This window comes from Aliirhizobium smilacinae (assembly GCF_006335145.1).
GTDB classification, from domain to species: Bacteria; Pseudomonadota; Alphaproteobacteria; order Rhizobiales; family Rhizobiaceae; genus Neorhizobium; species Neorhizobium smilacinae.
Window position 1 is genome coordinate 604,600 of the sequence record NZ_VDMN01000003.1, and the last position, 14,919, is coordinate 619,518.

At 57.4% G+C, this 14,919-nt stretch carries 9 protein-coding genes; 4 read left to right on the top strand and 5 right to left on the bottom strand.

Annotated elements, in window-relative coordinates:
* Positions 1–42: 42 nt before the first annotated feature.
* From FHP24_RS17680 to carB, 3 genes are all read right to left on the bottom strand, one after another.
* Positions 43–1,980, bottom strand: a complete 1,938-nt coding sequence (locus FHP24_RS17680) for a hypothetical protein (protein ID WP_139677531.1) — start codon at positions 1,978–1,980, stop codon at positions 43–45.
* Positions 1,981–2,146: 166 nt separating this feature from the next.
* A complete protein-coding gene (locus FHP24_RS17685; protein ID WP_139677532.1) occupies positions 2,147–2,548 on the bottom strand; it encodes a hypothetical protein in 402 nt (133 codons plus the stop codon).
* 1,121 nt (positions 2,549–3,669) lie between these two features.
* Entirely contained in the window at positions 3,670–7,155 is a 3,486-nt protein-coding gene (gene carB, locus FHP24_RS17690; RefSeq protein ID WP_139677533.1) for a carbamoyl-phosphate synthase large subunit, read from the bottom strand.
* Positions 7,156–7,429: 274 nt separating this feature from the next.
* Between carB and FHP24_RS17695 the strand changes: the two genes are divergently transcribed.
* The 3 genes from FHP24_RS17695 (at position 7,430) to ypfJ (ending at position 10,736) form a co-directional block, all read left to right on the top strand.
* Positions 7,430–8,434 carry a phosphatase PAP2 family protein gene (locus FHP24_RS17695; RefSeq protein WP_139677534.1) on the top strand — a complete coding sequence of 335 codons (1,005 nt, stop codon included), beginning with the start codon at positions 7,430–7,432 and terminating at the stop codon, positions 8,432–8,434.
* A 94-nt stretch (positions 8,435–8,528) separates the two neighbouring features.
* Positions 8,529–9,740 carry an MFS transporter gene (locus FHP24_RS17700; RefSeq protein ID WP_139677535.1) on the top strand — a complete coding sequence of 404 codons (1,212 nt, stop codon included), beginning with the start codon at positions 8,529–8,531 and terminating at the stop codon, positions 9,738–9,740.
* A gap of 87 nt (positions 9,741–9,827) precedes the next feature.
* On the top strand, positions 9,828–10,736 hold the full coding sequence (gene ypfJ / locus FHP24_RS17705) for a KPN_02809 family neutral zinc metallopeptidase (protein WP_139677536.1): 909 nt from the start codon (positions 9,828–9,830) through the stop codon (positions 10,734–10,736).
* Between the two features lie 84 nt (positions 10,737–10,820).
* Here the strand turns inward: ypfJ and FHP24_RS17710 are convergent, their stop codons facing one another.
* Complete coding sequence (locus FHP24_RS17710; RefSeq protein ID WP_139677537.1) at positions 10,821–12,599, bottom strand: diguanylate cyclase domain-containing protein; 1,779 nt, start codon at positions 12,597–12,599, stop codon at positions 10,821–10,823.
* Between the two features lie 177 nt (positions 12,600–12,776).
* Positions 12,777–13,256 (bottom strand): DUF2938 domain-containing protein, encoded by a 480-nt coding sequence (locus tag FHP24_RS17715; RefSeq protein WP_139677538.1) that lies wholly within the window; start codon positions 13,254–13,256, stop codon positions 12,777–12,779.
* Between the two features lie 265 nt (positions 13,257–13,521).
* Between FHP24_RS17715 and FHP24_RS17720 the strand changes: the two genes are divergently transcribed.
* Positions 13,522–14,919 (top strand): MATE family efflux transporter, encoded by a 1,398-nt coding sequence (locus tag FHP24_RS17720; RefSeq protein ID WP_139677539.1) that lies wholly within the window; start codon positions 13,522–13,524, stop codon positions 14,917–14,919.

Genomic DNA, 14,919 nt, shown 5'->3' on the forward strand with positions numbered 1-14,919 from the left:
GTGCAACTGCCCGGTTTTTTCATCAGGCCATCCCCTACGAGATCACCTTTCATAGTCATCCCGATCGAAGGTGTTGCTTCGTTCCAATCCGGCTTGCGCGTGCGCCTTGCTCTCGTCTCGTCCCGGAGTACGGTCGGCTGGAGGGACCTGATCGAGCTCGTGTTCTTCTCTTGTGAGGTTGGACGAAGGTGCGCGCGCAGCAAATCGTTCGGCGCTCAACGACGCGAGCAAAACCCTTTTATCCTCAAAAGGATCGTTGGGGCTTGCTGTATATTGATTGTAGGTGGGTTGATTACCAACCTCTGGGCGTATGTGTATTTCAGGACGGATGCGATCTTCAATCGCTCGTACGAACGCATTGAACAGCGTTCCAAAACGCTCTCTAAGCCCCGCTGTTTCTTGTTCGTTATAATTGGTTGAGTGATCCCCATGGGTCAATTGATGTAGTTGGTTCGATGGCGACGGCGCGCGCGAACCATTGACGGTACTCAAGTGTAAGCCTGGTTCGTCCAGTCTGTCACTTTCTCGGTTGCTAGACGTAGCCGCGCCAAAACCGGCTGGCGTTTGCAGGCAGCTTTCATGCTCCGATAGCCCCTGCATTTGCGCGGGTTTCGCAGCGTCAAAGCTGTCGCGCGCCGCATTTTGATGTGGCTGCTGATCTGCGGCGGCTTGCGTCTGGGATCGTTGTGACGTCTGCTTGGCTAAACGATGTTCGAGCCAGTCTTCCGCCCGCATGATACGGTTGATCATTCTGGTTGCGTGAAGTTGAATGTCAGGAGCGTAGCCAGATTTGGTAAGCTCCTGCCAGACGGCGCGGGCCTCATCTACCTTCGCCCTAGTTTTCGCGCCGGCAGAAAGATCCGGAAATTCGCTACGCTTCTCGCAGTAACGCATATGAGCGGAGTCGCTCGTACCTCTGTGCTCGGTCCTTCCGTCATAGCTAATCGGACGAACCTGCTTATAGGTGTAAGCGCGCGGCATTGCTCTCTCCACGCGTTGAACCGTCTCAACGGCGAGATAGTTAGCCCGGCCATGTTCGGCAAGAATTGAACGCCAGCGATCCATATCCGGGATCCAAACTTTTAACCGATCTCCATAGTCGTTCATCGCCGTGATAACAGCGTGGGCGTGGATGTGTGGTCGCTTTCCACCGTCGTTTATGCCCTTGGGATCCTGGATCGGGTCGTGGATTGCAAAGACATATCGGCGCCCTCGAAACTCCTGTGCGAGGAAACCTCGGACCGAACGCTCCAATGCTATGTAACTACTGTCAGCCCCAACCGAAATTATGAGATGTACAACATCCCGCGGTGTGCGGCTGCCTGCCACATTGCGCCACTGATGCTGAACCAGCCTGGTCGCCGCATCACGACCATCAATCGTCTGACCCTTTTCATTCTGAACTTTGCCAGCGTTGTCCTCTACAAGACTGCGGAGACGAGCTGCGGCCCATCGGGTACCATGTCCATAACCGTCAAACAAAAACGAGACGTTTACCGCCTCATCTCTCAGATTGGTTCGCATTCGTCGTTCGACATGGCCGGCGGTCTCAGCGCTTGGCTCCAACCGGTCGCCTTTCCCGGCGTTCAAGACGACCAGACCTTTCAGTTGCAGGTTGTTTTCGCTTTCCTTTACTGCAAAGGCGAAAACTCGCTCGCCCAGAGCCTGCTTGGCAAATGTCACAGGCGACTGTGAAGGAGGAGCCGATTTCCAGGAAATATCCATGGCAAAGGCGGCAAAGTCCTTGCTCGCTTCACGTGGTGACATAAGGTGTGCCCATTCGTCGGCAACCTGGCCGGGCATTGACGGTCCGCGCAGCCGCTCTCCGCGCTCGTTCTCCAGTCTAAGCTCGCCCTCACGCGAGATATAGGTCACAAGGTTTTTGGCCCCGTCAGCTTTATTGAAACCCGCAACTTTCACGATCACGGGAGTGGCGCCCTTCGCCAGCGCTAAGAAGCGGCGACGCGTGTCATTGGTCATCTTCTGTTCGTGGTTCCGCTTTCGAACCAGAGACGTCACAGATGGTCCGGGTCTGGAGGTAAATGCGGGGTTCCCTGCGTCTGCCAAAGACGCCCATGTGCACTCAGGGAACAATGATCGACGCGAGATCTCGTCAAGCACACGAGGACGCCGTTGCCACCATTCGTCAATGCCGCTGGGATGAAGTCCTGCCATCACGATCTCCTTGGGGCTGTTGTTTGAGAAGCTCTTTACGATGGACGGAAAGCTCCACGCAGAGGGCCGCGATCGTACGTTGCATGGTTACGAGTCCAGCTTTGATCGCCCCGTCGACGGGCAGGTTTTCCACATTGAGTGTGCGAACAAGATCCGTCAGCCGGCACCCTTCGTCTCGAAGCTCCTCTCGTAGATAAAGGAGAAGCCGACGATCGTCGTCGCGATAAACGGGCTCCATTTCACCGGCCTTCAGAGCAGACAGCCTCAAGAAACTTGCGAGGCTTAAATTTCGTTGTGAAGCCAACACTCTGACAGCTGCATAGTCCTCCATGGAAACTTTGGTGCTTATGGAGATTTTCTTCACTTTCCGCATGCTTGGCTCCATGAGTGAAATGAAATACGCATTTCAATCTTTGGTAGTATGCGCAACTATGGAGAGATTTAATTGCAATTACAACCTTCTTTGCGGATTTGCTGTGAGAGATCGCGATAGCGTTCGTCAGCTTGCAAACAGCAAAAATGCTGTAGACATGAATCGCCGCCGACCAGAAATCCTAGAAATAAAGCTGCGCAAGGCCGGTGATCGCTGCTGCCAGAGCTAACGGCCTTTTAACGGCTCAGACAAACTCAAGTGCCGGTCTGAATTACTTCACCGTCAAACCTTAGGGTCGGCGGGCGTAGCTTTCATTGATACGCATGGCAGTATATCTGCAAGGCTTCGCCGACCGTCGTTATACTCATATGACCCCGACCTGCTCACTCCGCGAGCTCCCCGTTCACGGCACGAAGAAGAAGCTGTTTCGGTTTCGGGACTTTCGTCAGAAAATCACGACCGTTGTTGCGCAAGCATAATCTGCCGTTTCCGTCGCGATTGTTGCCGCGATAGTCTGGCTGAGGCTTTCCGACCTGAGGCGATCGTTTCTGTTCCAGTTCCTGCGGTCCGGTCGGTGATCACGGCACCCACAACTTGGATCATCCCTATTACGGTGCCACACCTGATGCCGGTGACTATCGTGAGAGACATGGAGCGGCTTTACGTAGCTGCTGTAGCCTCGTTCATATGTCGAGTATCCGCCACCTTCACTCGCGCAACTGGTGAGGCTCGGCAGGCATGCCATTCGTCGGTTTCGCGCCAAACCGACGCGTACGATACCGTATACTTGAATGCAATTGCTCGGTAGAAAACGCAGGTCATACTCCAGCCGCTCTCGCACTTTGTGATTGAGCGGGGGAGGTTCAGTTGGGAGGTTGAACTTTCAACCTTTTCACCAATCCGGTTAGCCATGAAAAGAGTGTTTGTTAGGATAAGGAACCGTTTAGCTTACTGTTCCTCATTGTCTTATGCGGCGCTGCATCTGGTGTCGTCCGATTACCTTTGCCGAAGCAATACGTGCCGACCTTGCGATTTCATGGAATGTCGGTCGCGTCGCGTTGGTCCGCCGATGAATTTCAAAAAGCCTTGCCCACCATAAAAGGGGCAAGGCTTTGCATTTTTTAGAAGTAGCTTTGCAGCGGCCTGACTTCGAGATTCCCGGCCTTGAGAGCCTTGATCGCCATTGCCGCGGCTTCGGCCCCAGCCATGGTGGTGTAATAGGGTACCTTCTGCATCAGGGTAGCGCGACGCAGCGATTTGGAGTCCGAGATCGCCTTGTTGCCATCCGTCGTGTTGATGACCAGCTGGACCTGGCGATTGCGGATGGCGTCCTCGACATGGGGACGGCCTTCCAGAACCTTGTTGATCTTCACCGCCTCGATGCCGTTTTCGGCGAGGAAACGCTGCGTGCCACCGGTGGCGAGAACCTTAAAGCCGATCGCGGTGAGAATCTTGATCGCAGGCAGGACGCGGGTCTTGTCGCTATCGCGGACGGAGACGAAGACCGTTCCGTCACGCGGCAATTCGACGCTGGCGCCGAGCTGCGACTTGGCGAATGCCAGGGCGAAGTCGGTATCGAGGCCGATGACTTCGCCGGTCGAGCGCATTTCCGGTCCGAGTAGTGTATCAACGCCGGGGAAACGAGCAAACGGGAAAACGGCTTCCTTGACAGCGATATGCTTGAGGTTGCGCGGGTCGGGCTTCGTGCCATAAGCGGAAAACAGCGCATCAAGTTTTTCTCCGGCCATGGCGCGGGCGGCAATCTTGGCGATCGGCGCACCGATGGTCTTGGCCACGAAAGGCACGGTGCGCGAGGCGCGTGGGTTGACTTCGAGCACGTATACGGTGCCGTCCTTGATGGCGAACTGGACGTTCATTAGGCCGACGACGTTGAGCGCCTTTGCCATGGCCGTGGCCTGGCGTTCAAGCTCGTCGATCATTTCGGGAGACAGCGTGCGCGGCGGCAACGAGCAAGCCGAATCGCCCGAGTGGATGCCTGCTTCCTCGATATGTTCCATGATGCCGGCGATGAAGACATCGGTGCCGTCGCAGAGGCAATCGACATCCACTTCGATGGCGTTCGACAGGTAGCTGTCGAACAGAAGTGGGTTCTTGCCCAGCAGCGTGTTGATCTGGCCGGTTTTATCATTCGGGTAACGCTGCTTGATGTCCTCCGGCACGAGTTCCGGCACGGTATCGAGCAGGTAGGTCTGTAACTGGCTTTCCGAATGCAGGATCTGCATGGCGCGGCCGCCCAGAACGTAGGATGGGCGCACGACCAGCGGGAAACCGATCTCGCCAGCAACGGTGCGGGCCTGTTCGACCGAATAGGCGATGCCGTTGTTTGGCTGCGTCAGATCGAGCTTTATCAGCAGCTTTTGGAAGCGGTCTCGATCCTCTGCAAGGTCAATCATGTCCGGCGCGGTGCCGAGGATTGGGATGCCGTTCTTTTCCAGCGCTTCGGCAAGCTTCAGCGGGGTCTGGCCGCCGAACTGGACGATGACGCCAACAACCTCACCCTTTTCCTGTTCGGCGCGCAGGATCTCGATGACGTCTTCAGCCGTCAGCGGCTCGAAATAGAGGCGGTCGGAGGTGTCGTAGTCGGTTGACACTGTTTCCGGGTTGCAGTTGATCATGATCGCTTCGTAACCGGCATCCTTCAACGCGAAGGCGGCGTGGCAGCAGCAATAGTCGAACTCAATGCCCTGGCCGATGCGGTTCGGACCGCCGCCGAGGATGACGACCTTCTTGGCCGTCGAAACTTCGGCTTCCGAACGCAGTTCGCCAACGAACGGTGTTTCGTAGGTCGAGTACATGTAGGCGGTCGGCGAGGCGAATTCGGCAGCGCAGGTATCGATGCGCTTGAATACCGGGCGAACATTGAGGCTGTTGCGGAGTTCCGCAACTTCCTTCGGGCGCTTGTGGGTCAGCGAAGCCAGACGGGCATCGGAGAAGCCCATGGCCTTTAGCATGCGCAGGTTGTCAGCGTCGGTCGGCAGGCCGTGCTCGCGGATCCGGGCTTCCATGTCGACGATCGCCTTCAACTGGGCGATGAACCAAGGGTCGATCTTGCAGGCCTCGTGGACTTCGTTTTCGGTCATGCCGAGGCGTAGAGCCTGGGCAACCTGGCGCAGACGATCCGGGGTCGGCGTGCCGATTGCCGCGCGGATGGCGTTCTGGCGGTCGGCGCCGTCTTCCAGGCCGGGGATCTCGATCTCGTCGAGGCCGGTGAGGCCGGTTTCCAGGCCGCGTAACGCCTTCTGCAGCGATTCCGCGAAGGTGCGGCCGATCGCCATGACTTCACCGACGGACTTCATCGCGGTGGTCAGAACCGGCGAGGCGCCCGGGAATTTTTCGAAGGCAAAGCGCGGGATCTTGGTGACGACGTAATCGATCGACGGTTCGAACGAAGCAGGCGTCGCGCCGCCGGTAATGTCGTTGTCGAGTTCGTCGAGCGTATAGCCGATTGCGAGCTTGGCGGCGACCTTGGCGATCGGGAAGCCGGTGGCCTTCGACGCAAGAGCAGACGAGCGCGAGACGCGCGGGTTCATCTCGATGACGACGAGGCGGCCATCGGCCGGATTGACGGCGAACTGGACGTTCGAGCCGCCGGTCTCTACGCCGATCTCGCGCAGAACCGCGATCGAGGCGTTGCGCATGATCTGATATTCCTTGTCGGTCAGCGTCAGTGCCGGCGCGACGGTAATCGAGTCGCCCGTATGGACGCCCATCGGGTCGATGTTTTCGATCGAGCAGATAATGATGCAGTTGTCCGCCGTGTCGCGGACGACTTCCATCTCGTATTCCTTCCAGCCAAGCACCGATTCTTCGATCAGCACTTCGGTGGTGGGCGAGGCGTCCAGGCCGGAGCCGACGATCTCGAAAAATTCCGAGCGGTTATAGGCTATGCCGCCGCCGGTGCCGCCCATGGTGAAGGACGGGCGGATGATGGCCGGCAGGCCGACGACGTCGATCGCCTGCGCACCGATCGCCATTGCATGGCTGATATAACGCTGCTTGCGATCGCTTTCGCCGAGATTCCACTGGTTTTCCAGCGCATCGAGCGCGGTGTCGAGTTCGGCACCGGAGAGCTTGCCCTTCAGTTCGGTACGGGCGGCTTCATGCTTCTTGCGATCGGCGTCCTTGATCTCGGTGGCATTGGCCAGCATCGATTTCGGCGTTTCCAGGCCGATCTTGGCCATGGCCTCGCGGAACAGCGCGCGGTCTTCGGCCTTGTCGATGGCTTCCGGCTTGGCGCCGATCATCTCGACATTATAGCGATCGAGCACGCCCATGCGCTTCAGCGACAGTGCAGTATTAAGAGCCGTCTGACCGCCCATGGTGGGCAGCAATGCGTCCGGGCGTTCCTTGGCGATAATCTTGGCAACGACTTCCGGCGTGATCGGCTCGACGTAAGTGGCGTCGGCGAGGCCCGGATCGGTCATGATGGTCGCCGGGTTGGAATTGACCAGGATCACCCGGTAACCCTCTTCCTTCAGCGCCTTGCAGGCCTGGGTGCCGGAATAGTCGAATTCACATGCCTGGCCGATAACGATCGGACCCGCGCCGATGATGAGGATCGATTTGATGTCTTGGCGCTTTGGCATGGTCTCTATCCGCTTTTTCTGCACAAAAAGCCGGCTCGGGGCGTGAGTAGCTCCGGTCGGGTGGCGTGCGCATGATTTTTCTGGCTAGACGCGGCTTATAGGCAAATGTGCCTGCGAACGGAACCCCATAAATCGGCAAATCGACAGGAAAAGCTTTTGCTATCGCACCTCATGCAACATGCAGGTTGCAAATGTAATTATTTTAACTTTTCCGGGAGCGCGGTTTTAACCTTCGCATGTCTATAACGCCACGGATCTGTATCGGGACGAAATCATGCTATCGGAACTGACAGTAGCACGACGCTTACTTTTTGCGCTGACGCTTGTGTCATATGCGGTAATGTTTGGACTGGCCGATGTCGTTGGACTGACCATCGAATATTCCAGCTTCATGTTGCCCTGCGCATATTTCCTTGGCACGCTGGTTTTATTCGGCTGTTACTGTCATCTTCGCCAAATTCACGCGCTCGGCTTCGTCGTGGAAACCTCCTTCTGTCTGCTTTTGCTTGTCGTTCCGATTGTCGTTTCGACATATATTGCCATTGGGGTCGATATGCCGCTTGCCGATGACCTGCTTATCCGATCGGATCGGATGCTCGGCGTCGACTGGCTGAGCTTTGTTTCATTTGTTGATGGTCGCCCTATTCTTGCAGCGGCGCTGGGGTTTGCCTATCAATCGTTCATATGGCAATTGCTTGCTCTTCCAATCCTGCTCGTTTTGGTAGGACAGGCGATACGAGCCTACCACATGATCATCGCCTATGCGCTAATCTGCTTTGCATCGAGTTTCATCTCCGTCTGGTTTCCTGCGCTTGGCGCCTATGTCGTCTATGGGCTGACGGAAGCGGACGTGGTCAACATCAATGCCCATTTCGGCTACTTTTTCCTTGGGCAGTTCAATGCAGTTCGAAGCGATCCGAATTTCGTGCTTTCGCTTCAAGATGCTGCCGGTATCCTGACGTTCCCGTCAGTCCATGCTGCTATGGCGGCATTATGTGCCTGGGCTGGCTTTCGCCTTAAAACCGGACGCTATCCAATGCTTATCCTCAATATTCTTATGGCCACCTCTGCGGTGACGCATGGCAGTCATTACGTCGTCGACGTCATCGCCGGAATCGCTATCGCATTCGCTACTATCTTTTTCGTGAAGTGGCTGACCGGCCGGGCGCGGGCAAGACGGCCTGCCAATTTATCGGCTCTTTCGCCAGCCTGGGCCAATCGCCGAGGAACTGCCGATTCCGGTGCGGCAACCGTACCGAAATCGGTGGTCTCGTCATAGACAGCCGCACCCGCCGATACTATTCCTGCCGTTCATCAAGAAAAAAATGCAGGCGCGGATATCCGAGGGAAAATCCGTTGCCCGGAGGATTTCCATGGCCGATGCCACCTCTAAGTCCGCAGCTACCGTTGCGGCGGAAAAGACCGTCCTGCCGATCATCCTGGCAGCGAGCTTCTGCCATATGCTCAACGACATCATGCAATCGATGATCTCGGCGATCTATCCGATGCTGAAAGCCGACTTCAATCTAGACTTCTGGCAGATCGGTATCCTGACGCTCGCCTTCCAGTGCACGGCGTCCCTGCTGCAGCCGGTCATCGGCATCATCACCGACAAGAAGCCTTATCCCTATTCGCTGCCGATCGGCATGGCTTCGACCTTTTTCGGACTGATCCTGCTCGCCTGGGCGCCAACCTACGCGATTCTGGTGATTGCAGCGGGTCTCGTTGGCATCGGGTCGGCGGTGTTTCACCCGGAAGCATCCCGCGTCGCACGGCTTGCCGCCGGTGGTCGCTACGGATTTGCGCAGGCGACATTTCAGGTCGGCGGCAATTTCGGCCAGTCGATCGGTCCGTTGCTTGCCGCTTTCATCATCGTGCCGATGGGGCAGGGCAGCGTTGCCTGGTTTTCCGGCATGGCGCTTCTCGGCATCGTCGTCCTGACGTGGATTGCCGGCTGGTACAAGGCGCATATGGCGGCGAACAGGGGAAAGAAAAAGGTGCTTGGCGCTCATAACCTGTCGAAGCGGACCGTGGTGATCGCGTTGACAGTGCTGACGATCCTGACCTTCTCGAAGAATGCCTACATGGCCTCAATCAGCAGCTACTACACGTTCTTCGCCATCGAACGCTTTGGTGTTTCGGTTCAGATGTCGCAGATCATGCTTTTCGTCTTCCTCGGCGCTGTGGCGCTAGGCACCGTCGTCGGCGGTCCGATCGGCGACCGGTTCGGCTCGAAAGTGGTGATCTGGGTTTCTATCCTGGGGGTGCTGCCTTTTACACTCGCCATGCCCTATGCCAACCTGCCGGTCACGATTGTGCTTTCGGCGATCATCGGCTTTATCATGGCCTCGTCCTTCCCCGCGATCATCGTGATGGCGCAGGAGCTGGTGCCGGGCCGCGTCGGCATGATCGCCGGGATATTCTTCGGCATCGCCTTCGGAGTTGGTGGCATTGCGGCCGCGGTGCTCGGTGTCCTTGCCGACAGTCACGGTATTGTCTTCGTTTATGGTGTTTGCTCATTTCTGCCGGCGATAGGATTGCTCACCGTATTCTTGCCGAGCAAGAAGCAATTGCAGGTCGCGTAACGAGACATCTCATTCTGCATCGCCTTTCGGCGCGCCTGCGCTATATTGACGCGAAATTGGACATCACGTCGTCGAGGAGTGGGCAGAATGGAATGGAAGGGTCGCCGGCAGTCGGATAATGTCGAGGATCAACGCGGGGCCTCCATGGGAGGAAGCCCTCTCGGCCGCGGCGGGTTCCGCATTCCGATCGGTGGAGGCGGGCGACGCGGTGGCGGTGGTCTCAGCATCGGCGGCATCGTCGTGGTGCTCATAATTTGCTGGATCACCGGCATAAATCCTCTGACGCTGTTGTCCGGTGGCGATATCGACCTCGGAGGTGGCGGCAGCACTCAGCAATCGCAACAGCGTGCGCCCGTCAATGACGAGATGACCGCCTTCGTCCGCACCGTTCTGGCAGATACCGAAGATACCTGGAACGCAATATTCAAGGCGAACGGGCAGACCTATGAGGATCCGACCCTGGTGCTGTTTTCCGGCCAAGTGAGTTCCGCCTGCGGTTATGCCTCGGCTGCGTCCGGGCCGTTTTATTGCCCCGGTGACCGGAAGCTTTATCTCGACACGACCTTCTTCAACGAACTCTCGCAGCGTTTCGATGCGTCCGGCGATTTCGCCGAAGCCTATGTGATCGCACATGAGGTCGGTCATCATGTGCAGAATCTTATTGGTATCCTTCCCAAGTTCAATCAGGCACGGCAGCGGATGAGCGAAACACAGGCGAACCAGATGTCGGTCCGTGTCGAGTTGCAGGCCGATTGTTTCGCTGGTGTCTGGGGTAAGCATACGGACCAGAAGGGGTTGCTCAGCCAGGGTGACCTCGAAGAGGCACTGAACGCAGCCCAGCAGATCGGTGACGATACGCTGCAGAAGCGCAGCCAGGGCTATGTCGTGCCGGAGAGCTTCAACCACGGCACATCCGCCCAGCGTATGCGCTGGTTCAAGCGCGGTTTCGACAGCGGCAACATGAATGCCTGCGATACATTTTCAGGGGATGTGTAGGGCGGTATTCAGCCGCGCGCTCTGGCTATGCCAAAGAGAATATAGCTGTAACGTGAGATGTGATGATAGGCTGGCATAGGCGCTTCAGGCACTCTGCCATGTTTCTTCGCTAATCCACTGATTACGTCCGTTTTTCTTTGCCGTCAGCAGAGCTCTGTCTGCCCGCTCCAGAACGCTTGATACGGTGCCTCCTTGCGGTGATCGGGAAACGCCGAGCGAAATCGTCACGGGATCAAGGAGGCGTCCCCTGTAAGACAAAGGGGCGCGCTCGACGGATTGTCTCAGATGTTCTGCGATTTTCTCGGCATCCGTCTCGGTCGCGCCCGGCAGGAGTATCGTGAACTCCTCGCCGCCGAACCGGAACACTTCGCCGTGGTCGCCTATCACTTCCGAGAGGATTCGCGCCACGTATTGCATCACGGCATCCCCGGCGTCATGACCGAATTGGTCATTGAAGCGCTTGAAATGGTCGATGTCGATCATCAGGCAGGCAAGTGGAGTGCCCGGGTCTTCGATCAGTCGATTGAGCGCCTCATCGAGCGAGCGTCTGTTCAGGAGGCCCGTCAGCGCATCGCGTTTTGCCATGCCGACCAGACGTTGCCGAAGCTGAAGGTTGGCAACGGCAAGTCCTACATTCTCTGCCAGAAGTTCAAAATACAGGCGATCCGCATATGACGCATGATTTCCGATGTCGGTCTCTAGATAAAGCAAACCGACGATGTCGCCGAGCGCGGTCAGCGGGATGCAGAGATTGCTGCTTGTGCCGATATGAATGTGGTGGCAGGTGACATCGTCACCTTCCGGTTCGCTCAGGTGCGGGCGTCCGCGCCGCAGCGCCCAGCAGTCATCGATCGAAAAATGCAGTTCGGATGCGACCGGGTTTAACCATTGTCCCAGGGAATGCAGGATCGAGCCCTGTTCTTTGAGGACGAACAGGTGACCTGCCGCATCCGGAAATATTTGCGGCATGAAACGCGAGACGACGTCGGACAGTTCTTCCTGGTTCTGGCAAGCCTGCACCCGATGCATCATCTGCAGCATGAGGTCCTTCATGCGCTGATCCTTGCGGCGCTCGGCGTCAAGCCGCTCCCGCTCCAGGCCGTTATCCCGAAAAATCTGGATGGCATGGTTCATTTCGCCGATTTCATCCTTTCGCCCGTCGTCCAGCACCTCGACGTCGTAGTCCTGCCGTGCCAGCCGGGTGACCACATTACTCATTCTGATCAGCGGCAGCGCCACCCGCCGGCTCAGGACGAAATAGAGGACAGCGAGGAACATCAGCGCGGTCAGCGCCAGCATCGACTTGGCAATGGTCCCGAAGAAATCGCTTCGAGCTTTGGCGGCATCCACGATCCCTTGAGATCGCGTGGTGATGCTGGCTCGTACATCCTCGACCTGCTTCACGAGATCAGTCTGCAGACGATAATGCGCATCACCGAACAACGCCTGCTGTGCGTCATCTTGCCGGCCTGCACGATATGCGCCAATGGCATCCTTCTCGATAACATCTATAGCGTCGGCGGCACTCCTTATGCGGTCAAACATCGCCCTTTCTTCTGCCGACACGCCCAGGTCGGATAGTTTTTTAAGAGTCCCTTCCAGATGGCCTTCCTGATCGTCATCGACGTAAAATCTCGCCAGATGCTGCTCGTCGCCGCGCATGACATAAAGGCGGGCTTCATCTGTTCGGCTCTCGGCGAGGACAGCGAGTTCTTCAGCCAGATCATCAAGTTCCAGGTGTTGCTGGATCGCCGTGCGTTCCTGCGAGGCGCTTCTCGCCGACAGGATGAAGGTGGACGCTGATACCGTCGTCAGGACGAGAGTAACCGCATAGGCAAGATGTGTGATCGTACTCAGTCGCATGCGGGACGCCATCTGTTAGCCGACGGAGGAGAGATTTCCGAACGTCGGGTCAAGGGTCATTGCGCGTCCATGTTAATTCGTTGTGATAAACGGGAAGTCAACGCCAACGTGTGGGCCGGTTGACGAGAGGTTGTCCTATCGCGGTTGCATGACACCGTCACATGAGAACGCCAGATATCAACCGATCAGCAGTGCCGTTCCATACAGCCCGAGTGCAAAAACGGTGTGAGCGAGGAAATTGAGAAGCCGCACCTTGCTGGGGTTGGGTGTCTTCGAGGCTGCCCAGCCGAGGCCCATGCCCGGCTGCATCAGGAACCAGCCGGCGCCGATCGTGACAATGCCCAAAATCCAGGCGGGCAAGAAGGTTGGGGCAGTCATCCACTCGGGGCCCATGATCAACGCAAGGATGATGCCATAGAGGACGCCGACTGCGTAATGGCCGGTCCAGCCAAGCGCGAGTTCGTGACGATAGGGCTGTGCTGCCGCAATGCTGTCATGGAAGACCGTACCGTTCGCCAGATGCCGGAACCAGCGGCCCGCAGGCGCCCAGTTCGGTTTCGGTTGGCCGAATGCGAGATGCAGGATAATCGCCCAGATATCCATCAGCACCGTCGCGCCGATGCCGATCAGTATGCCCTGCCAGATAAGTTCTATCATCGCTCAATTGCCCTCGGCCTATTGTCCACATAGTCGCAGATTCTTTGCGTCATAACAGGAAAAAACGCCTACGGCTTCGCGGGTGCGGTGCGTCACTTTATTGCGGTGAGGGATTCCGCAAGCGATCAGGTTTCGTGAACTACTCCGCACAAAATCTGTTGTGTTGGCGGTCAGGCTTGCTGTGGGCCGATGCCGTCTTTATAGGCAGAGTGCTGCGCCGCTGACCATTTCTGGAAGCGGCCTTTTCTTTTATCGAGGTTCCTTCATGTCGAGCTCGCTCAACACGGTCGCATTTGAAAGCCGGGGAAATTCCTGGGCCGAGCATCTGCGCGCCACGTTTGCTCTGGGGATTCCGCTTGTCGGCGCGCAATTGGCGCAGATGGCGATCCATACGACCGACGTCATTCTCGTCGGTTGGCTCGGCACGACGGAACTTGCTTCCGTGGTTATCGCCACGCAGGTTTTCTTCATCGTCTTCATTTTCGGTACCGGCTTTACCAGCGCGGTTATTCCGCTTGTTGCACAGGCGCTTGGCCATGATGACAAGGTCGGCGTCCGGCGTGCCGTGCGCATGGGGCTTTGGGTCGTCATTGCCTATTGCGCATTGATGGCGCCAATCCTCTGGTTTTCTGAGCCGATCCTGCTTGCACTGGGGCAGGCGCCGGATGTTGCATCTAACGCGCAAGGCTATTTGCGAATTGCACAATGGGGCATGTTCCCGGCGCTCGGCCTGTTTGCAATTCGTAGCTTCGTTACCGGACTGGAGAAGGGGAGCATTGTCCTCTACGTCACGCTCGGCATGTTCGCGATGAACTTCGTGGTCGCCTATCTGACGATTTTCGGTCACTTTGGCGCGCCACAGCTTGGGCTTTACGGGGCGGCTCTCGCAGCCGTTTGCGCCAATGCCACCGGCTTCGTCATCATCATCGCCTATGTACAGCTGCAGCCGATGACGCGGTCCTACGAGATCTTCGTGCGTTTCTGGCGTCCGGATTGGCCGATCATCCGCGAAGTCCTTCATCTCGGCCTGCCGATCAGCTTTACAATCCTGGCCGAAACCAGCCTGTTTGCCGCAGCTTCGCTGCTGATGGGCATGATCGGCAAGCTGGAGCTGGCAGCTCATGGTATTGCATTGCAGCTAGCCTCAATTGCCTTCATGATTCCGCTGGGGCTGGCCCAGGTCGCGACCGTCCGCGTCGGGCTTGCCAATGGCCGGGGCGATGATCTTGGTGTACGGCGGGCAGGGGTCGCGGTGCTGGTCGTCAGTATCGTTTTTGCGATCGTCGGCAGCGTGCTTTATGCCGTTTTCCCGTATTTCTGGGGCAGTCTCTTCCTGGATACCGCGCAACCCGATGCCGCAGCAGTACTTGCGCTTGCCGTGCCGCTGATCGTGATCGCGGGGGCATTCCAGCTGGTCGATGGCCTTCAGGCCGTGGGTGCTGGACTGCTGCGCGGGCTGAAGGATACCAGGGTGCCGATGATCCTGGCGCTGATCGCCTATTGGCCGATCGGTTTTACCTGCGCCTATGTTTTCGCCTTCCCGCTTGGTTTCGGCGGAAAGGGGGTCTGGTTCGGTTTCGTACTGGGGCTTGCCGCTGCCGCTGTCTTCCTCTGCATCCGTTTCTGGATACTGGTGAAGAGCCAAAAAGAAATGGCCCGCTGA